Here is a 19,338-nt window from a genome sequence, read left to right on the forward strand (position 1 = left end):
AGGAACGGACGCTTCCTTTGTACTCACCCTCTCGGGCTTTCCTCCGGGCGCTTCCCTTCGTTGTTTCCAACCTTACCAGATCCGTTTTCCGTTCCGTTTCCGGTCCGAATTCCGTTTTCCGGTCCCCGTTGGCGGGGGCTTCCGACTTTATCAGATTTTCTCTGAGTCGGATTTCCATTCGCTTTCCGGTTCCGCCCCGTGCACAAGGCCCTGGGCGTTCCCGCTGCGGTGGAGCCGTAAACGTACTGGACGGCCGCGCCCGGATGCAAATCGGGCCGGGGCGGCCGTCCCGTACGGCTGACGTGGCGTCAGACCTCGACGACCACAGGGAGGATCATCGGGCGCCGGCGGTAGCTGTCGGACACCCACTTGCCCACCGTGCGGCGCACCAGCTGCTGGAGCTGGTGGGGCTCGGCGATGCCGTCCGCCGCGGCCTTGGCGATGGCTTCCTCGATCTTCGGGGCCACCGCGTTGAACGCGGAGTCCTCGATGCCGGAGCCGCGGGCCTGGATCTGCGGGCCGCTGACAACCTTGCCCGTCGTGCTGTCGACGACCACGAAGACGGAGATGATGCCCTCGTCGCCGAGGATGCGGCGGTCCTTGAGCGAGGCCTCGGTGACGTCGCCGACCGAGAGGCCGTCCACGTACACGTATCCCGCCTGGACCTTGCCGACGATCTTCGCCTTGCCGTCCACCAGGTCCACCACCACGCCGTCCTCAGCGATGACGATGTGGTCCTTGGGGATGCCGGTGAGCGCGCCGAGCTCGGCGTTCGCCCGCAGGTGGCGCCATTCGCCGTGTACCGGCATCAGGTTCTTCGGCTTGCAGATGTTGTAGAAGTACAGCAGCTCGCCGGCCGAGGCGTGGCCCGAGACGTGGACCCGGGCGTTGCCCTTGTGGACGACGTTGGCGCCCCAGCGGGTCAGGCCGTTGATCACGCGGTAGACCGCGTTCTCGTTGCCCGGGATGAGGGACGAGGCCAGGATGACGGTGTCGCCCTGGACGATCCGGATCTGGTGGTCCCGGTTGGCCATGCGCGAGAGCGCGGCCATCGGCTCGCCCTGGGAGCCCGTGCAGACGAGCACGACCTCGTCGTCCGGCAGGTCGTCGAGGGTCTTGACGTCCACGACGAGGCCGGCCGGCACGCGCAGGTAGCCCAGGTCGCGGGCGATGCCCATGTTGCGGACCATCGAGCGGCCGACGAAGGCGACCCGGCGTCCGTACTCGTGCGCTGCGTCCAGGATCTGCTGGATGCGGTGGACGTGGCTGGCGAAGCTGGCCACGATGATGCGCTTCTGGGCGTTGGCGAAGACCTGGCGCAGCACGCCGGAGATGTCCCGCTCGGGCGGCACGAAGCCGGGGACCTCGGCGTTCGTGGAGTCCACGAGCAGCAGGTCGATGCCCTCCTCGCCGAGCTTGGCGAAGGCGGGGAGGTCGGTGAGGCGGCGGTCCAGCGGGAGCTGGTCCATCTTGAAGTCGCCGGTGTGCACGGCCATGCCGGCCGGGGTGCGGATGGCGACGGCCAGGGCGTCCGGGATGGAGTGGTTGACCGCGATGAACTCGCACTCGAAGGGGCCGATGCGTTCGCGGTGGCCCTCGACGACCTCGAGGGTGTACGGGCGGATGCGGTGCTCCTGGAGCTTGGCCTCGATCAGGGCGAGGGTCAGCTTGGAGCCGATCAGCGGGATGTCCGGCTTCTCGCGGAGCAGGTACGGGACGCCGCCGATGTGGTCCTCGTGACCGTGCGTGAGCACGATGCCGTCGATGTCGTCGAGCCGGTCACGGATGGACGTGAAATCCGGCAGGATCAGATCGACTCCGGGCTGCTCCTCCTCGGGGAAGAGCACTCCGCAGTCGACGATCAGCAGACGGCCGTCGTACTCGAAGACCGTCATGTTGCGGCCGATCTCGCCGAGGCCGCCGAGCGGGGTGACGCGGAGGCCGCCCTTGGGGAGCTTCGGCGGCGAACCGAGTTCGGGGTGCGGGTGGCTCAAAAGACTCTCCTCACCACACGCGCCACATGCCCCGTGGACACATGGCGCGCGTGACATTCGTGCACTTGCAGTTGTTGTCGGTATGCAGTTGTCCGGTATGCAGTTGCTCGGTATTCGGTTGTGAAGTCTGTGTGCTAGAGCTGTACCCCGCCCGCGGCGAGATCGCTCTTGAGCTGCTCGGTCTCCTCCGGCGTGAGCCCGATGAGCGGCAGCCGCAGGGGGCCGGCGGGCAGGCCCTGCAGGGCGAGGGCGGCCTTGGTGGTCATCACGCCCTGGGTGCGGAACATGCCGGTGTAGACGGGCAGCAGGCGGCGGTGGATTTCGGCCGCCTTGTCGACGTCGCCGGACCGGTACGCCTCCACCAGCGCGCGCAGCTCGGAGGCGACGACGTGGCCGACGACGGAGACGAAGCCGGTGGCGCCGATGGACAGCAGCGGCAGGTTGAGCATGTCGTCGCCGGAGTACCAGGCCAGGCCCGAGCGGGCCATGGCCCAGCCAGCAGCAGCGAGGTCGCCCTTGGCGTCCTTGTTGGCGACGATGCGCGGGTGCTCGGCGAGCCGGACCATGGTCTCGGTCTCGATCTGGACACCGCTGCGGCCGGGGATGTCGTAGAGCATCACCGGGAGGCCGGTGGCATCGGCGACCGCCGTGAAGTGGCGGCGCAGGCCCTCCTGCGGGGGCTTGTTGTAGTACGGCGTCACGACGAGGAGGCCGTGGGCGCCCGCCTGCTCGGCGGCGCGGGCCAGCTCGATGCTGTGACGGGTGTCGTTGGTGCCGGCTCCGGCGACGACGTGGGCGCGGTCCCCGACCGCCTCGACGACGGCGCGTACGAGCTGGGCTTTCTCCGCATCGCTGGTGGTGGGGGACTCACCGGTGGTGCCGTTGACGACGAGGCCGTCGTTGCCTGCGTCGACCAGGTGGGCGGCCAGGCGCTGCGCGCCGTCGAGGTCGAGGGCGCCGTCGGCGGTGAAGGGCGTGACCATGGCGGTCAGGACCCGCCCGAAGGGCGTCTGCGGTGTGGAGGTCGGAGCCATGAGGGCCACGCTACTCGTTGCTCACCGTGAGGTGCTCCCTCGGGGAGTGCGAAAAGGGATCCCGGCACTGCCTGCTCGGGGGTTCAAGCAGTGCCGGGTCCGTTTTTTCAGCCTAGATGAAGGTATTGAAATGCCGCAATACGGACACCTTGATCAGTGCCCCGGGTAGCAGCGCGTCACCGGCCACCGCCCGGCGTCAGTGCACCGCCCGGCGTCACGGCGCGGCCCCGGGTCACGGCGCGACGCGGCCGTTCTTGTTGAAGGCCGCGTAGGTGAGCGGCATGAGCTTGGCCCACTCGGCCTCCATCTTCTCGCCGACCATCTCGATCTCGCGCTGCGGGAAGGAGGGGACGGCCGCCAGCTCGTGCTGGGTGCGCAGGCCGAGGAAGTGCATCAGCGAGCGGGCGTTGCAGGTGGCGTACATCGAGGAGTACAGACCGACCGGGAGGACCGAGCGGGCGACCTCGCGGGCGACGCCGGCGGCCAGCATCTCCTGGTAGGCCTCGTACGCCTGGCGGTAGCTGTCCTCCATCACGCGGCCGGTCAGCTCGTGCTGGGCCTGGGTGCCCTCGACGAAGACGTACTTGCCCGGACGGCCCTCCTGGACCAGCTTGCGGGACTCCCCCGGCACGTAGAAGACGGGCTCGAGCTCCCGGTAGCGGCCGGACTCCTCGTTGTACGACCAGCCCACGCGGTGCCGCATGAACTCGCGGAAGACGAAGATCGGGGCACTGATGAAGAAGGTCATCGAGTTGTGCTCGAAGGGGCTGCCGTGGCGGTCGCGCATCAGGTAGTTGATGAGCCCCTTGGACCGCTCGGGGTCCTTGGTGATCTCTTCGAGGGACTGCTCGCCGGCCGTCGAGACGCGAGCCGCCCACAGCACGTCGGTGTCGGCCGCGCTGTGCTTGACCAGCTCGACGGTCACATCGCTGCGAAACGTCGGCTTCGCGTCCTTGGCGTCCTCGGTGGGGGTGTCGGTCACCGGCGGGGTCCTTCCCAGTTGCTTGCTTGGCGCCGTAAAGCCTACGGGCCGCCACTGACACCCGGCCCCGCACCGGGCCGGGACCGCCGGTTCCGCCCACCACACGAAGCGGAGGGACGCCAGTTGATATTTTTCACAGACGTTACGGAAAACGGGCACCCTTCGGGCAGTTCGAACGTCTTTACCTGTGACACCAGCACCCCTCGAGGTTCCTAGGAGAGCCCAACCATGTTCCGCCGGCGAGAGCCCGTACCGTTCGCCTTCGTCGCCGAAGCCGAGCGTTACCGCAGCAACGTCACTCCGCCGCCCCGAGAACGCGTCGACCGCTCGCAGATAGTGGGGCGGGCCCTGGTGGGTCTGACCGTCACGGCAGGGCTCGTCGGAGCGCTGCTGTTCGGCATGCCGGCCCTGAAGACGGGTCCGCAGAACAGCCACCACAGCCAGCAGTCCGAAGCCAACGCGGGCCGCTGATCCACGGCCCCTGACCAGCGGGTACCCTCACCCCGCACAGCCATTCGAGCGTGCTTGTGTGTGAGTGAGGAACCGTCGTGCCCCTGCCCTTTCCGACAGTCGAACGCGACGACGATCTCGCGACAGCGAATGCGACGGCGACCGCCGCGCCCTCGCCCCAGCAGAACCCGGTACCGGACCCGTACGGAGATTCCTACGGAGATCTGTACGAGGACCCCCGCCGCAGGCGGCGTCCTTACCGCCCGGGTCCGCTGCGGGTGGGTGGCGCGGCGGTGCTGCTTCTGCTCGCGTCGTACGTGCTCGTCGCCGCCGTGATCATCGGCGTCGCGGGGGCGCTGCCGGTCGCGGGCGTCTGTCTCGTCGTCGCCGTCCTGCTGATCACGACCGCGTGGCGGTCGGTGCGTACCGGCATCTGGGTCGACGAGCACGGGCTGCGGCAGACCGGGCTGCTGTCCGCCACCACGCTGCCCTGGTCCGCCGTCGGTCAGGTGCGGATCGTCCAGCAGCCCGTTCGCCGGCTGGGTGTGCTCGGCACGGTGCAGGGCCAGGCCCTGGTCGTCCACCGCGCCGACGGCACACCGCTGCGCGCGCTGGTCACCGACCAGGGTGCCGACTTCCTCGGCCGCCCGCAGGCCTTCGCCGCGGCGGCCGACGCCACCGAGGAGTGGGTGGCGGAGCTGAAGCGCTGACGTCCCTCAGGCGCCGGCCGGGCCGGCACCGACCGGCCCGGCCTTGTGCAGCGCGATCGCGCGCTGCATCGCCTTGCGCGCCCGCGGGGTGTCGCGGGCGTCGTGGTAGGCGACCGCCAGCCGGAACCAGGAGCGCCAGTCGCCGGGGGTCCGCTCGGTCTCGGCCCGGCGCTTGGCGAAGACGGCGTCCGCCGAGTCGCGGTCGATGCGGCCGCCGGGGGTGCGGACGAGCTCGTCCACCGGCAGCCCGCCCTCGGCCTCCAGTTCGCGCGCCAGCCGGTTGGCGTCGCGCGCGAACTTGGTGGTCTTGTACAGGAACCAGGCGCCGATGAACGGCAGGACCAGCACCGCCGCCCCGAAGACGACGGTGATCGCCGTGCCCTGCTGGATCAGCATCACGCCGCGGCTGCCGACCAGGACGAAATAGACGACCAGGACGGCGGCCAGGGCGAAATAGACGACCTTCGCGCGCATCACTACCGGCCCAGGTCCAGGAAGTGCTCGAGCCCGAAGGTCAGGCCCGGGGTGCTCACCACGCGCCGCGCGCCGAGCAGGATGCCCGGCATGAAGCAGCTGTGGTGCAGCGAGTCGTGCCGGATGGTGAGCGTCTCACCGGTGTCGCCCAGCAGCACCTCCTGGTGCGCGAGCAGGCCCCGCAGCCGGACGGAGTGCACCGGCACCCCGTCCACGTCCGCGCCCCGCGCGCCCTCGAGGGCCGTGGTCGTGGCGTCGGGCTGCGGGGCGCAGCCGGCCTCGCGCCGGGCGGCCGCGATGAGCTGCGCGGTGCGGGTGGCGGTGCCGGAGGGGGCGTCCGCCTTGTTCGGGTGGTGCAGCTCGACGACCTCGACGGACTCGAAGAAGCGGGCCGCCTGCTGGGCGAAGGACATGGTCAGGACCGCGCCGATGGAGAAGTTCGGGGCGATGAGCACGCCGGTGGACGGCGCGGCCGCCAGCCAGGACTTCAGCTGCTCGAGGCGGTCCTCGGTCCAGCCGGTGGTGCCGACGACGGCGTGGATCCCGTTGCGGACACAGAAGTCCAGGTTGTCCATCACCGAGTCGGGGTGCGTCAGCTCGACCGCCACCTGGGCTCCGGCCTCGGTGAGGGCCTCGAGGTCGTCGCCCCGGCCCAGCGCGGCCACCAGTTCCATGTCCTCGGCGGCCTCCACGGCCCGTACGGCCTCGGAGCCGATGCGGCCCTTGGCGCCGATGACCGCGACGCGCAGCTTGCTCATCGTCCCTGCTTCCTTCGAAAAATCGACTGAGCGGTTGAACCGATCGATTAAGAAATCGATTAAGAAACGGCCTCGTGCAGGCGTCCGGCCTGCTTGTCCTTCAGCGGTCCGATGACGGAGAGCGAGGGACGCTGCCCCAGTACATCGCGGGCCACCTCGCGGATCTCGTCCGGGGTGACGGCCGCGATGCGGGCCAGCATGTCGCTGACCGACATCTGGTCGCCCCAGCACAGCTCGCTCTTGCCGATCCGGTTCATCAGCGCGCCGGTGTCCTCCAGGCCCAGCACCGTGGAGCCGGAGAGCTGGCCGATGGCGCGGCCGATCTCCTCGTCCGACAGGCCCTCGGCGGCGACCCGGTCCAGCTCGTCGCGGCAGATCCGCAGCACGTCGTGGACCTGGCTCGGGCGGCAGCCGGCGTAGACGCCGAAGAGGCCGCAGTCGGCGAAGCCCGAGGTGTAGGAGTAGACCGAGTAGGCCAGTCCGCGCTTCTCCCGGACCTCCTGGAACAGCCGCGAGCTCATGCCGCCGCCGAGGGCGGTGTTGAGCACGCCGAGCGCCCAGCGGCGCTCGTCGGTGCGGGACAGGCCCGGCATGCCGAGGACGACGTGCGCCTGCTCGGTCCTGCGGCCCAGCAGCTCCACCCGGCCCGCGGTGCGGATCGTCTTGCTGCCGGAGCGCGGGGCGACCGGGACGGCGTCCGTACGGCCCAGGGCACCGGCCTTCTCGAAGGCGGCCCGCACCTGGCGGACGACCTTGGCGTGGTCGACGTTGCCCGCGGCGGCCACGACCAGGTGGGTCGGGTCGTAGTGCTTCTTGTAGAAGCGGGCGATCTGGTCGCGGGTGAGGGCGTTGATCGTGTCGACCGTGCCCAGGACCGGACGGCCGAGGGGGGTGTCGCCCAGCATGGTGTGCGCGAACAGGTCGTGCACGCAGTCGCCGGGGTCGTCCTCGGTCATCGCGATCTCTTCGAGGATCACGCCGCGCTCGGCGTCGACGTCGGAGGCCTCGATCAGCGAGCCGGTGAGCATGTCGCAGACCACGTCGATGGCCAGCGGCAGGTCGGTGTCGAGCACGCGCGCGTAGTAGCACGTGTACTCCTTCGCCGTGAAGGCGTTCATCTCGCCGCCGACCGCGTCGATGGCGGCCGAGATGTCCAGCGCGCTGCGCTTGGCCGTGCCCTTGAAGAGCAGGTGCTCCAGGTAGTGGGTGGCGCCGTTGAGGGCCGGGGTCTCGTCGCGGGAGCCGACGTTGGCCCAGATGCCGAAGGTCGCGGAGCGCACGGAGGGCAGGGTCTCGGTGACGACGCGCAGGCCGCCGGGGAGGGTGGTCCTGCGGACCGTGCCGATGCCGTTCTCGCCCTTGAGAAGCGTTTGGGTACGGGCGACGGCCCGCCCCTCCGAGGAGGTGCGGGCCGTCTTCCGTGTACTACGGGACGTCACTTGGCGGACTCGTCCTTAGCAGCCTCGTCGCCGTCCTCGCCCTCGATCACGGGGATGAGGGAGAGCTTGCCGCGCTGGTCGATCTCGGCGATCTCGACCTGGACCTTGTGGCCCACGCCGAGCACGTCCTCGACGTTCTCCACGCGCTTGCCGCCGGCGAGCTTGCGGATCTGCGAGATGTGCAGCAGGCCGTCCTTGCCCGGGAGCAGGGAGACGAACGCACCGAAGGTGGTGGTCTTGACGACCGTGCCCAGGTAGCGCTCGCCGACCTCCGGCATGGTCGGGTTGGCGATGCCGTTGATCGTGGCGCGGGCGGCCTCGGCGGCCGGGCCGTCGGCGGCACCGATGTAGATGGTGCCGTCGTCCTCGATCGTGATCTCGGCGCCGGTGTCCTCCTGGATCTGGTTGATCATCTTGCCCTTGGGGCCGATGACCTCACCGATCTTGTCCACCGGGATCTTGACGGTGATGATCCGCGGGGCGTTCGGGGACATCTCGTCCGGGGTGTCGATCGCCTCCATCATCACGTCGAGGATGTGCAGACGGGCGTCGCGGGCCTGCTTGAGGGCCGCGGCCAGGACGGAGGCCGGGATGCCGTCCAGCTTGGTGTCCAGCTGGAGCGCGGTCACGAACTCCTTCGTACCGGCGACCTTGAAGTCCATGTCGCCGAACGCGTCCTCCGCACCGAGGATGTCGGTGAGGGCGACGTAGTGGGTCTTGCCGTCGATCTCCTGGGAGATCAGGCCCATGGCGATACCGGCGACGGGGGCCTTGAGCGGCACACCGGCGTTCAGCAGCGACATGGTGGAGGCGCAGACCGAGCCCATGGAGGTCGAGCCGTTGGAGCCGAGCGCCTCGGAGACCTGGCGGATGGCGTACGGGAACTCCTCGCGCGACGGCAGCACGGGCATGATGGCCCGCTCGGCCAGGGCGCCGTGGCCGATCTCGCGGCGCTTCGGCGAACCGACGCGGCCGGTCTCACCGACGGAGTACGGCGGGAAGTTGTAGTTGTGCATGTAGCGCTTGCGGGTCACCGGGGAGAGGGTGTCCAGCTGCTGCTCCATGCGGAGCATGTTGAGGGTGGTGACGCCCAGGATCTGGGTCTCGCCACGCTCGAACAGGGCGGAGCCGTGGACGCGCGGGATGGCCTCGACCTCGGCGGCGAGCGTACGGATGTCCGTGACGCCACGGCCGTCGATGCGCTTGCGCTCCTTGATGACGCGCTCACGGACCAGGGTCTTGGTCAGCGAGCGGTACGCGGCGGAGATCTCCTTCTCGCGGCCCTCGAACTGCGGGAGCAGCTTCTCGGCGGCGATCTCCTTGACGCGGTCGATCTCGTTCTCGCGCTCCTGCTTGCCGGCGATGGTGAGCGCCTGGGCGAGCTCGCTGCGGACGGCGGCGGTCAGGGCCTCCAGGACGTCGTCCTGGTAGTCCAGGAAGACCGGGAACTCGCCCTCGGGCTTGGCGGCCTTGGCGGCGAGCTCGGACTGGGCGCGGCACAGCACCTTGATGAAGGGCTTCGCGGCCTCGAGACCGGCGGCGACGACCTCCTCGGTGGGGGCGTCGGCGCCGTCCTTGACGAGCTGGATGGTCTTCTCGGTGGCCTCGGCCTCGACCATCATGATCGCGACGTCGCCGTCCGGCAGGACGCGGCCGGCCACGACCATGTCGAAGACGGCGTCCTCGAGCTCGGTGTGGGTCGGGAAGGCCACCCACTGGCCCTTGATCAGAGCGACGCGGGTGGCGCCGATCGGACCGGAGAAGGGCAGGCCCGCGAGCTGCGTGGAGCAGGAGGCGGCGTTGATCGCGACCACGTCGTACAGGTGGTCGGGGTTGAGCGCCATGACCGTCTCGACGATCTGGATCTCGTTGCGCAGGCCCTTCTTGAAGGAGGGGCGCAGCGGCCGGTCGATCAGGCGGCAGGTGAGGACCGCGTCCTCGGAAGGCCGGCCCTCACGGCGGAAGAAGGAGCCGGGGATCTTGCCGGCCGCGTACATCCGCTCCTCGACGTCCACCGTCAGGGGGAAGAAGTCGAGCTGGTCCTTGGGCTTCTTGGAAGCGGTCGTGGCCGACAGCACCATGGTGTCGTCGTCCAGGTACGCCACGGCGGAACCGGCGGCCTGCTTGGCCAGGCGGCCCGTCTCGAAGCGGATGGTGCGGGTGCCGAAGGCGCCGTTGTCGATGACGGCCTCGGCGTAGTGGGTCTCGTTCTCCACCAGGGATATCTCCTCTTGTGCGTCCCTGCCCGTGTGGCGGGGACGGTGGTGGAGGGCGCCGCCTGCTCGTGCGGGCCGGTCTTCGATCGAAGCACCCGGAATTCCCTGTTCCGGGGGCCACTACCGAGGACCGGCGATGAGCCCGGCGCTCCTCCTCGTCAGATGTCTCGTTCTGTATGCCGTTGTGGGACCAGACTACAAAGCTTCTGCTCGTCTCTGCTTCCCATGGGATGCGCCGCGTGAGCGTTCGGGGCGCTCCGGCGTGCGCGCGGGACGCCGCGGCATACGCGAAGGGAGCGGCTCCCTGGGGTGGGAACCGCTCCCTTCATGGCGTCTTACTTGGCGCCGGCGGCACCGCGGCGGATGCCGAGGCGCTCGACCAGGGCGCGGAAGCGCGTGATGTCCTTCTTGGCCAGGTACTGCAGCAGGCGGCGGCGCTGACCGACCAGGAGCAGCAGACCACGACGGGAGTGGTGGTCGTGCTTGTGCTGCTTGAGGTGCTCGGTCAGGTCCGAGATGCGGCGGGTGAGCAGCGCGACCTGGACCTCGGGGGAACCGGTGTCGCCCTCCTTGGTGGCGAACTCGGCCATGATCTGCTTCTTCGTAGCGGCGTCGAGCGACACGCGGTACTCCTTCTGAGTCTCGTTTTGGCCACCGAGTGCCCCTGGTCTCTGTCTCAGGGGAGCTTCCGTTACTCGGGAGGCGGGGTCCGCTGGGCGCTGTCCCCAGAAGCCCTGCGGGGCGTTCCGGAGGCGCGTACACAAACGGCCACTGGACACAGTACCAGCCCCCGGGCCGCCTCCTGCCGCCGGGCCGCAGGTCAGGGCCCGTGCGGGGCGGCCGGGGGCCGGGGCGGCGGGCTCAGCCGCTGGTCAGGCCGCGTGCTGTCGAGTACACGTCGAGCACGGCGAGGCACATCGGCACGAGCGCGAGGAGGAAGGCGCTCTCCGCCACGTCGGACACTCTCCCCCAGAAGGGTGACAGGCCCTTGCCGGGGACGATCAGCGCGATGCCTGTGAGCAGGGCGGCGACGGCGGTGACGGCTGCGGCGAGCCACAGCGTGCGGATGTCGGAGGGATCGCCCGCGGGCGGGTTCAGGGCGAGCCCCAGGACGAGCAGGGCGAGCCCGGCCAGGCCGGCGGCGAGCAGGACGGCGACCTGGGCGGCGTAGCGGAAGAGCCGGGCGCGCAACAGGGCCGCGAGGGCGGTGGTGAGCGCGAGGGCCTGGGCCCAGGGTCCGGCGGAGAAGGCCAGCACGGCGGCGGAGCCGGTGACGACGGCCGCGCAGCCGCCGACCAGGCCGAGCAGCAGCTCATGGCCACGCCGGGCCTGCAGGGCAATGCGCTCGGCGTCCACGGGCTCGGCGGCCGAGCCGTCCAGGGGCGCGTCGAGGTCGTCGTCGGCCGTGGCGGTGCGGGGCGCGGCGTAGCCGACGGGCAGCCGGGCGACGCGGGCCGAGAGCGCGGGCAGGAAGGCGACGGCCGCGATGGCAGTGACGGCGCAGACAGCGGCCGCGGCGGCGGGGCGGGCCCCGGCGAGGATGGTGGCGAAGGTGGCGAGGATGCCGGTGGCGGAGGCCACGAGCACCGACACGAAGGGCGCGTCGCCCGCGGGCACGAGGGCCACCAGCACGACGGAGGCGACCAGCACGGCCGAGCAGCCGAGCAGGAACTGCAGGCGTCCGGCCCCCTCCCCGGCGGCGGGCGGCAGCAGCCCGGACCCGGCGATCATCAGGTGCGGCACGGCGGCCAGGCCCAGCGCGACGGCGGAGGTCCGGTCGTCGTAGACGCGGGCCCGTACGCCCGCGAAGGCGGTCAGCAGGACGGCGACGGCACCGGCGGCGATGCCCGGCGTCCCGTGCATGTCGTGGCGGACGGGGTCGGCGTACCAGAGCACGAGGCCCATGAGGACGAGCAGCAGGGCGCCGGCGGCCAGGCCGCAGCCGCGCAGCAGCCGGCCGTCCCACAGGGCGCGGTCGCGGGCGACCGCGGTGGCGACCGCGTCGGAGACGTCGTCGTGGACGGCGGGCGGCAGGGACTCGGCGAAGGGGCGCAGGGAGAGGATCTCGCCGTCGAGGACGTGCTGGGCGGCGAGGGTGCGGGCGCCGTCGAGGACGGTGCCGTCGCGGCGCACCAGGTGATAGCCGGTGGGGGTGCCGGCGGGACGGGCGCCGCCGGTGAGCCGGAGGATCTCGGGCTGGACGTCGGCGACGGGCAGGTCCTCGGGGAGGGCCACGTCGACGCGGCTGTCCGGCGCGACGACGGTCACCCTGCAGAAGCCGGTCGTGGCGGACGTGCTCACCCGGATTGCCCCCTGTTCTCTCTGCTCCGAAGCCTGTGCTGCGAAGCGCGGCTCGTCACCCTACCCGGGGCGAACGCCCGTACGCCGATAGGATCACCGTCTCGCGGGGGCAGGCCGGGCCACAGGGGTGCCGGACGGGAACTGGCCCTTCGCGCCGAGGGGTTGAGCCGTTTCGTGAGCCAGGTCGTCGTCAAGCGCCAGCCGCGGGTGCTGCCGCCCGAGGTGCCGGGCGCGGAACTGCGGCTGGAGGGGCCTCCGGAGCTGCCGCGCGGCCGTCAGGAGGGCATCCTGATGCAGCTGCTGCCCACGCTCGGCATGGCCTCGTCGATGGTCTACTTCTTCATGCCGGGCGCCCACCCGATGATGAAGGTCATGGGCGTCCTGATGATGGTCTCGACGCTCGGCATGACCATCGCCATGGTGGTGCGCCACCGGCAGGGCTCGCAGGGGCAGCTGGCCGACATGCGCCGCGACTACCTCAGGTACCTGGCGCAGACCCGGCGCACCGTCCAGCGCACGGCGCGGGCGCAGCGCGACGCGCAGTTGTACCTGCACCCGGCGCCCGACCAGCTGTGGTCGGTGGTGGCCGAGGGCGGCCGGGTCTGGGAGCGGCGCCCGTCCGACGACGACTTCGCGCAGCCGCGGATCGGGCTCGGCGCGCAGCGGCTCGCGACGCCGCTGGTGGCACCGGAGACAGCGCCCATGGACGAGCTGGAGCCGCTGACGGCCGGGGCGATGCAGCGCTTCCTGGCCGTGCACGGTTCGCTGGACGGCCTGCCGATGGCGGTGTCGCTGCGCGCCTTCTACCACGTGACGCTCTCGGGCGACCCGGAGACGGTGCACGGCGTGGCGCGGGCGCTCGTCGCGCAGCTGGCCACCCTGCACTCCCCCGAGGACCTGGTGCTCGCGGTGGTCGCGGGGAGGGGTGCCGCCCCGCGCTGGGAGTGGGCGAAGTGGCTGCCGCACGTGCAGCTGGCGGGCTCGCTCGACGGGGCGGGCACGCGGCGGCTGATCGGTGACGACCTCGGCGAGCTCGAGGAATTGCTGGGGCCGCGCCTGGAGAGCCGTCCGCGCTTCAGCCGCGACGGCCGGCCCCCGCACGACCAGCCGCACGTGGTGCTGCTGCTGGAGGGCGGCGCGGTGCCGCCGGACTCGGTCCTCGCGGCGCCCGAGGGCCTGCAGGGCGTGACAGTCGTCGAGATCGTCCCCGGTGAGCTGGACGAACTGCGCGGCGGGCTGGCGATCAGCGTGCGGCCGGGCCGGCTGCGGCTGCGGTCGCGCGTCGCGGCCTACGACGGAGTGCCGGACACGCTCTCGCCGGAGGCGGCGGAGGCGCTGGCACGTCGGCTCGCGCCGCTGCGCGTGGGCGGCGGCGACGATGACGAGCCGCTGCTGGCCGACTGGGACTTCACCGATCTGCTGGGGCTCGGCAACTCCGCCGCGGTGGACGTGGCCCGCAGCTGGCGGCCGCGGAGCACCGCCGAGCGGCTGCGGGTGCCGATCGGCGTGGGCGAGGACGGCTCGCCCGTCATGCTCGACCTCAAGGAGGCCGCGCAGGACGGCATGGGCCCGCACGGGCTGTGCGTCGGCGCGACCGGCTCGGGCAAGTCCGAGCTGCTGCGCACGCTGGTGCTGGGGCTGGCGGTGACGCACTCGTCGGAGACGCTGAACTTCGTCCTGGCGGACTTCAAGGGCGGCGCGACGTTCGCCGGGATGTCGTCCCTGCCGCACGTCGCGGCCGTCATCACCAACCTCGCGGACGACCTGACGCTGGTCGACCGCATGCGCGACTCGATCACGGGCGAGCTGCAGCGCCGCCAGGAACTGCTGCGGTCGGCGGGCAACTACGCCAACGTGCACGACTACGAGAAGGCGCGGGCCGCGGGCGCCCCGCTGGAGCCGCTGGCTTCACTCGTCCTGGTGATCGACGAATTCAGCGAGCTGTTGACGGCCAAGCCCGACTTCATCGACATGTTCATCCAGATCGGCCGCATCGGCCGCTCCCTGGGCGTCCATCTGCTGCTGGCCTCGCAGCGCCTGGAGGAGGGCCGGCTGCGCGGCCTGGAGACGTACCTGTCGTACCGCATCGGCCTGCGCACCTTCTCGGCGGCGGAGTCGCGCACGGCCCTGGGCGTGCCGGACGCCTACCACCTGCCGACGGTGCCGGGTTCGGGGTACCTGAAGTTCGGTACGGACGAGATGACGCGGTTCAAGGCGGCGTACGTCTCGGGCCCCTACCGGGCGGGGGCGTCCGCGGGCGCGGGCGGTGGCGTGCTGCCCGTCGAGCGCCGGCCCGTGCTGTTCACCGCCGCGCCCGTCCCGGTCACGTACGCCGCGCCCACCCCCGTGCCGTCGCCGGAGCCGGCCCGGGACGAGGACGAGGCGACGGCGGACACGGTCCTTGACGTCGTGGTGCGCCGGCTGGCGGGCCAGGGCCCGCCGGCCCACCAGGTCTGGCTGCCGCCGCTGGACCGGGCGCCGTCCCTGGACCAGCTGCTGCCGCCACTCTCCGTGGTGGAGGGCCGCGGGCTCGCGCCCGGCGGCCACCCGCGCCCCGGCCGGCTCGTGGTGCCCCTGGGCCTGATCGACAAGCCCTTCGAGCAGCGGCGTGACGTGCTCCACCGCGACTTCTCCGGCGCGGCCGGCCACATGCTAGTCGTCGGCGGCCCCCAGTCCGGCAAGTCGACGCTGATGCGGACGCTGATCGCGTCCTTCGCCCTGACCCACACCCCGGCGGAGGTGCAGTTCTACGGCCTGGACTTCGGTGGCGGCGGCATGAGCGCCGTCGCCGGGCTGCCGCACGTCGGCGGCGTCGCCTCACGGCTCGACCCGGAGCGGGTGCGCCGCACGGTCGCCGAGGTGGCGGGCATCCTGGCCCGCCGCGAGGAGTTCTTCCGGGCGAACGGCATCGACTCGATGAGCACCTACCGCCGGCAGCGGGCCGCGGACCGCTTCGCCGACCAGCCCTGGGGCGACGTCTTCCTCGTCATCGACGGCTGGGCCGGCTTCCGCCAGGAGTACGACATGCTCGAGGGCGTCGTCGCCGACATCGCGGGGCGCGGCCTGGGCTACGGCGTCCACGTCGTGGTCACCGCCTCGCGCAACATGGAGGTCCGGGCGGCGCTCAAGGACCAGCTCCTGAACCGCCTCGAGCTGCGGCTCGGCGACACCATGGACTCCGAGTTCGACCGCAAGGTCGCCGCGAACGTCCCCGCCGGCGTCCCCGGCCGGGGCCAGCTGCCGGAGAAGCTGCACTTCATGGCCGGCCAGCCGCGCATCGACTCCGGCGGCGACCCGGCGACGATGACGGAGGCCACGGCGGCCCTGGTGGAACGGGTCCAGCGGGCCTGGCCCGGCCCGCCCGCCCCGCCCGTGCGCCTGCTGCCGCGCATGCTGCACGCCGACGAGCTGCCCAAGGGCGGCGAGCACCCGGAGCTGGGTGTCGCCATCGGCATCGACGAGACCAGCCTCGAGCCGGTCTTCGTCGACTTCGAGACCGACCCGTTCTTCCTCGTCCTCGGCGAGAGCGAATCCGGCAAGACGGCCCTGCTGCGCCTGCTGGCCAAGCAGATCACCGAGCGGTACGGACCGGACGAGGCGAAGATCGTGGTCGGCGACTACCGGCGCGCGCTGCTGGATGTCATCCCCGACACGCACCTGCTCGAGTACGCCCCGGTCGCCTCGGCGCTGACCGTTCACGCCAACGCCCTCAAGGGCCTGATGGACCGCCGGGCCCCGCAGCCGGGCATCACGCCCCAGCAGCTGCGGGAGCGCAGCTGGTGGAGCGGCCCGCGCTTCTTCGTCATCGTCGACGACTACGAGCTGGTGGCCACCGGCAGCGGCAATCCGCTGGCGGTGCTGACCGAGAACCTGCCCTTCGCACGGGACGTGGGCGTCCGCTTCATCGTCGCGCGCAGTGCGGCGGGCGCGTCCCGCTCGATGTTCGAGTCCTTCATGCAGCGTGTGAAGGAGTTGGGCGCCCAGGGCGTCGTGCTGTCCGGCGATCCCGCCGAGGGCGATCTGCTCGGCGGCGTCCGGCCGCGCCGGATGCCGCCGGGGCGCGGCTGGTTCGTCTCGCGCAAGCGGGGCACGCCGCTGGTCCAGCTGGGGTGGCTGCCGGAGCGGTGAGCCACGCGCGCGTGGGCTCACCGCCGGGTGCTGCCGGTCTCAGTAGCTGATGTCGAACAGGCGGGAGGCCTTGCGGTCGGTCTCGGCGTAGTGCGAGCTGCCGGTCCGGATCGTCTCGGCCACCTTGGTGAGCGTGGCGTGGATGTGGTTGCCGCGCGCGTGGAACTGGGTGTCGGCGGCGTTGAACATCTCGCGCGCCTCACCGGTCCAGCTGCCGGAGATGGTCCGCACCGCGGCCCAGATGTCGTCGAGGTTCTTCTGGACCACGCCCGCTGCCTGGTCGATGGCCGCGGCCAGTTCGCTGACGTGCGCGTAGCTGACCTTCAGGTCGACGTCGTTGCCGGACATCTGTGTTGCTCCCGGGAATCGAAGGAATGTGGAACGGCCTACAGGGAGTAGCCGTCGATCTTGCTGGTGAGGCCGGCGCTCACGTCGGCGCTGCGGGTGTCCGCCTGGCTCATGCCGCCCAGGTGGCCGCCGGCGGCGGCGCCGTTGACGTCGATTCCCTTGAAGCTGGCGACGATGTCGTGGTCGTTGGCGCTCGTCGACCGCCGGGTGGCGATCGCGGCCTGGTGAATGCCGTCGATCAGGCGGCGCAGCGCGTCGTGGTCGTCGTTGAGCGCGCGCTGGGCGGTGACGAAGGCGTTGGCGCCCTCGCCCTGCCAGCCGGCCCGTACGGTTTCGAGCAGGCCGGCCAGGTTCTGCAGGTTCTTGGAGAGGTGGCCGGTCACCTCTCCGATGGTGTTCTCGAACCTGGTGAAGGTCTCGTAGTTGATTGACTGTCCGGACATGGTCCGCCTTCCCCCATGAGATTGCGTAAACCGCAACTCTAGTCACTCCCTGCACGCGCCCCAACTGACCTGTGCGGAACGGCCGAAAGCCTGTCCCGGTGGCCCCGGGCGTTGCTAGCGTCGGTGCCTCGCAGGTCCGTACGCCGCAGAGACGGCGGGACGGCAAGACGGCAGAGACGGAAGAGTCGGAAGAGGAGCCCGGTCGGTGGCTACTGAAGAAGAGACGGCGGCGCTGTACGCCATGGACATCTCGGGCGCCGAGTGGCTCAGCGCGCCGGGGGACACGTCCGAGGAGCGGGTGGAGATCGCCTACCTCGAGGGCGGCGCCGTGGGAATGCGCTCGTCCGCGGATCCGGACACGGTGCTGCGCTACACCGCGAGCGAGTGGCACGCGTTCGTCCTGGGTGTGCGGGACGGGGAGTTCGACATCGAGGTCGAGGACGAGGGCGACGGCAATCCGGGGACGGCGACGGCTTCTTGACGGGCCGACGGGAACGCCGGGACGGCGAGGGGCGTACGGCCGCTCCCCCGCCGTCCCGGGCGCCTCAGCCGGACTTCGCCGGGGCGCTGATCGCGAAGATCATGCCTGCCTGGGCGTCCTCGAAGCCGCCGTCGTTGATCAGCATCAGGCGGTCGTTCCTCAGCCGCGGGAAGCCCTCGATCCGCGACATCATGGCCTCGTTCTTGCGGTCCCGCTCGCGGTCGGAGTGGTCGACCGTGCGCAGGGCCTTGCCCGTTCGCGCGTCGAGGTAGGCGAGCCGGCCGGGGCGGTCGGGGGTGGCGACCGTATAGGCGACGAGCTGGCCGTCGCCGACGGCCACCGGCTGGGTGAAGCGGTTGGCGTCGGCCTTGTACGTCCAGCGTTCCTTGCCGGTGGCCAGGTCGTACGCCATGGTGACGCCCTTGCCCGAGACGTAGAGGCTGTCCTTGTCGGTCATGGGCCCGGTGCAGCCGGACGTGGTGAGGAAGCAGGTCCCCAGCAGCCAGAAGCTGTTGAAGGCGACGCGGGACTTCTCCTTGCCGGATTCCGGGTCCAGGACGACGAAGTCGTAGCGGGCGTCCCGGCCGCTCTTGCCCGGTGCCTGCGAGAGGACCAGCGGGTCGGTGGAGACGATGGTGAAGTAGCCGTCGTTGCGGTCGACGGACGTGCTCCACCGGGGCTTGTCGAGCTTCTTGGGGTCGAGGGAGCTGATCCTCACCTTGTCCTTGCCGCAGTAGGTGATGGAGATCAGCCGGGCGCCGCCCGCGCTGTCGACCTTCTCGCACGCGTCGTCGCGCTTCTGTTCCTCGACGAGCTTGCCGTCGGCCAGGCGGCGCGTCTGCTCGCCCTTGCCCCACGTCATATAGGCGTGGCCGTCGTGCAGCGCAATCTCGAGGGCGGCCTTGCCCCACTTCGCGGGGGTCAGGGCGGCGGCCGCGTCCTTCTCGTCGATCAGCAGCTCCTCCCACGTCCGGTGCCCGTCGCGCAGGTCGAAGGCGATGAGGTGGGTGCAGACGCCGGCGTACTCGACGGAGACGACCGCGATGTCCCCCTCGGACTCGCGGGACGCCGCGCAGAGCGAGCCCTGCAGCAGGAACGACCACTTCTTCTGACCGGACTTGATGTCATAGGCCGTGACCATGTCCGGCTCGGCCTTGACGACGAGCGAGGAGGTGAACCAGGTGCCGAGCGCCGACTTCATCCCCTTCTCGTCCGGCTTCGTACGGGACTCCGCCATCCATGCGACCGAGCCGGGGGCGGGGCCCTTCACACTGTCGTCCGGCTTCTTCGGCCCGGACGACGCCTTGCCGGTGAAGGACCACAGCGCCCAGCCGCCCCCGGCGAGGAGGAGGGCGAGCACCAGGCCGATGAGGGCCGGCCTGCGCCACGCCGGGCGGCGGGTGACGGCGGCGGACAGGACGGTCGGGGTGCGGGACGGCATCGCCGGGGACGGCGGCGGGGGCGGGGGTGCCAGCGGCGGCAGGGGGGCCGAGGGCTGCTGTGGGGAGCGGTCCCCCGGCTGGGGCGGGGGACCGTACTGCGGCGGTTGCGACACGGACGGGGCTCCTGCGTTCTCTGCG

Annotated in this window: 16 protein-coding genes; 4 read left to right on the forward strand and 12 right to left on the reverse strand. The window is 71.1% G+C overall.

Going from position 1 to position 19,338, the window contains the following annotated elements:
• Positions 1-308 precede the first annotated feature (308 nt).
• The 3 genes from ACIG36_RS29885 to thyX all read right to left on the reverse strand — a co-directional run bounded on the left by ACIG36_RS29885 (position 309) and on the right by thyX (position 4,010).
• Entirely contained in the window at positions 309-1,994 is a 1,686-nt protein-coding gene (locus tag ACIG36_RS29885) for a ribonuclease J (protein WP_399934526.1), read from the reverse strand.
• A 134-nt stretch (positions 1,995-2,128) separates the two neighbouring features.
• Entirely contained in the window at positions 2,129-3,028 is a 900-nt protein-coding gene (gene dapA / locus ACIG36_RS29890; RefSeq protein WP_399934529.1) for a 4-hydroxy-tetrahydrodipicolinate synthase, read from the reverse strand.
• A 232-nt stretch (positions 3,029-3,260) separates the two neighbouring features.
• Positions 3,261-4,010 (reverse strand): FAD-dependent thymidylate synthase, encoded by a 750-nt coding sequence (thyX, locus tag ACIG36_RS29895; RefSeq protein WP_399934532.1) that lies wholly within the window; start codon positions 4,008-4,010, stop codon positions 3,261-3,263.
• A gap of 228 nt (positions 4,011-4,238) precedes the next feature.
• Between thyX and ACIG36_RS29900 the strand changes: the two genes are divergently transcribed.
• Both ACIG36_RS29900 and ACIG36_RS29905 read left to right on the forward strand, forming a co-directional pair.
• Entirely contained in the window at positions 4,239-4,481 is a 243-nt protein-coding gene (locus ACIG36_RS29900) for a hypothetical protein (protein ID WP_399934535.1), read from the forward strand.
• 77 nt (positions 4,482-4,558) lie between these two features.
• Positions 4,559-5,170 carry a phage holin family protein gene (locus ACIG36_RS29905; RefSeq protein ID WP_399934538.1) on the forward strand — a complete coding sequence of 204 codons (612 nt, stop codon included), beginning with the start codon at positions 4,559-4,561 and terminating at the stop codon, positions 5,168-5,170.
• Positions 5,171-5,176: 6 nt separating this feature from the next.
• On the opposite strand, the gene ACIG36_RS29910 is transcribed toward ACIG36_RS29905, so the two are convergent.
• The 6 genes from ACIG36_RS29910 to eccD form a co-directional block, all read right to left on the reverse strand.
• Positions 5,177-5,644 carry a hypothetical protein gene (locus ACIG36_RS29910; protein ID WP_399934541.1) on the reverse strand — a complete coding sequence of 156 codons (468 nt, stop codon included), beginning with the start codon at positions 5,642-5,644 and terminating at the stop codon, positions 5,177-5,179.
• A 2-nt stretch (positions 5,645-5,646) separates the two neighbouring features.
• Positions 5,647-6,402: a 4-hydroxy-tetrahydrodipicolinate reductase gene (dapB, locus tag ACIG36_RS29915; protein WP_399934544.1), complete on the reverse strand. Its 756-nt coding sequence runs from the start codon at positions 6,400-6,402 to the stop codon at positions 5,647-5,649.
• Between the two features lie 59 nt (positions 6,403-6,461).
• Entirely contained in the window at positions 6,462-7,841 is a 1,380-nt protein-coding gene (locus ACIG36_RS29920) for a M16 family metallopeptidase (RefSeq protein WP_399934547.1), read from the reverse strand.
• Positions 7,838-10,057: a polyribonucleotide nucleotidyltransferase gene (locus tag ACIG36_RS29925; RefSeq protein ID WP_399934550.1), complete on the reverse strand. Its 2,220-nt coding sequence runs from the start codon at positions 10,055-10,057 to the stop codon at positions 7,838-7,840. Before ACIG36_RS29925 ends, ACIG36_RS29920 begins: the two co-directional genes overlap by 4 nt.
• Before the next feature lie 335 nt (positions 10,058-10,392).
• Entirely contained in the window at positions 10,393-10,680 is a 288-nt protein-coding gene (rpsO, locus tag ACIG36_RS29930; protein WP_225664194.1) for a 30S ribosomal protein S15, read from the reverse strand.
• Positions 10,681-10,918: 238 nt separating this feature from the next.
• A complete protein-coding gene (eccD, locus tag ACIG36_RS29935; RefSeq protein ID WP_399934555.1) occupies positions 10,919-12,358 on the reverse strand; it encodes a type VII secretion integral membrane protein EccD in 1,440 nt (479 codons plus the stop codon).
• Positions 12,359-12,532: 174 nt separating this feature from the next.
• Between eccD and eccCa the strand changes: the two genes are divergently transcribed.
• A complete protein-coding gene (gene eccCa / locus ACIG36_RS29940) occupies positions 12,533-16,486 on the forward strand; it encodes a type VII secretion protein EccCa (protein ID WP_399934557.1) in 3,954 nt (1,317 codons plus the stop codon).
• 39 nt (positions 16,487-16,525) lie between these two features.
• Here eccCa and ACIG36_RS29945 read toward each other — a convergent pair whose 3' ends face one another.
• Positions 16,526-16,834 carry a WXG100 family type VII secretion target gene (locus ACIG36_RS29945; RefSeq protein WP_399934560.1) on the reverse strand — a complete coding sequence of 103 codons (309 nt, stop codon included), beginning with the start codon at positions 16,832-16,834 and terminating at the stop codon, positions 16,526-16,528.
• A 38-nt stretch (positions 16,835-16,872) separates the two neighbouring features.
• Positions 16,873-17,277: a WXG100 family type VII secretion target gene (locus tag ACIG36_RS29950; protein WP_399934563.1), complete on the reverse strand. Its 405-nt coding sequence runs from the start codon at positions 17,275-17,277 to the stop codon at positions 16,873-16,875.
• Between the two features lie 205 nt (positions 17,278-17,482).
• On the opposite strand from ACIG36_RS29950, the gene ACIG36_RS29955 reads away from it, so the two are divergent.
• Positions 17,483-17,758, forward strand: a complete 276-nt coding sequence (locus ACIG36_RS29955) for a DUF397 domain-containing protein (protein WP_399934566.1) — start codon at positions 17,483-17,485, stop codon at positions 17,756-17,758.
• A 64-nt stretch (positions 17,759-17,822) separates the two neighbouring features.
• Here ACIG36_RS29955 and ACIG36_RS29960 read toward each other — a convergent pair whose 3' ends face one another.
• Positions 17,823-19,313, reverse strand: a complete 1,491-nt coding sequence (locus tag ACIG36_RS29960; protein WP_399934569.1) for a PQQ-binding-like beta-propeller repeat protein — start codon at positions 19,311-19,313, stop codon at positions 17,823-17,825.
• Positions 19,314-19,338 lie beyond the last annotated feature (25 nt).

Source organism: Streptomyces sp. NPDC053048, from assembly GCF_044547045.1.
Lineage (GTDB): Bacteria > Actinomycetota > Actinomycetes > Streptomycetales > Streptomycetaceae > Streptomyces.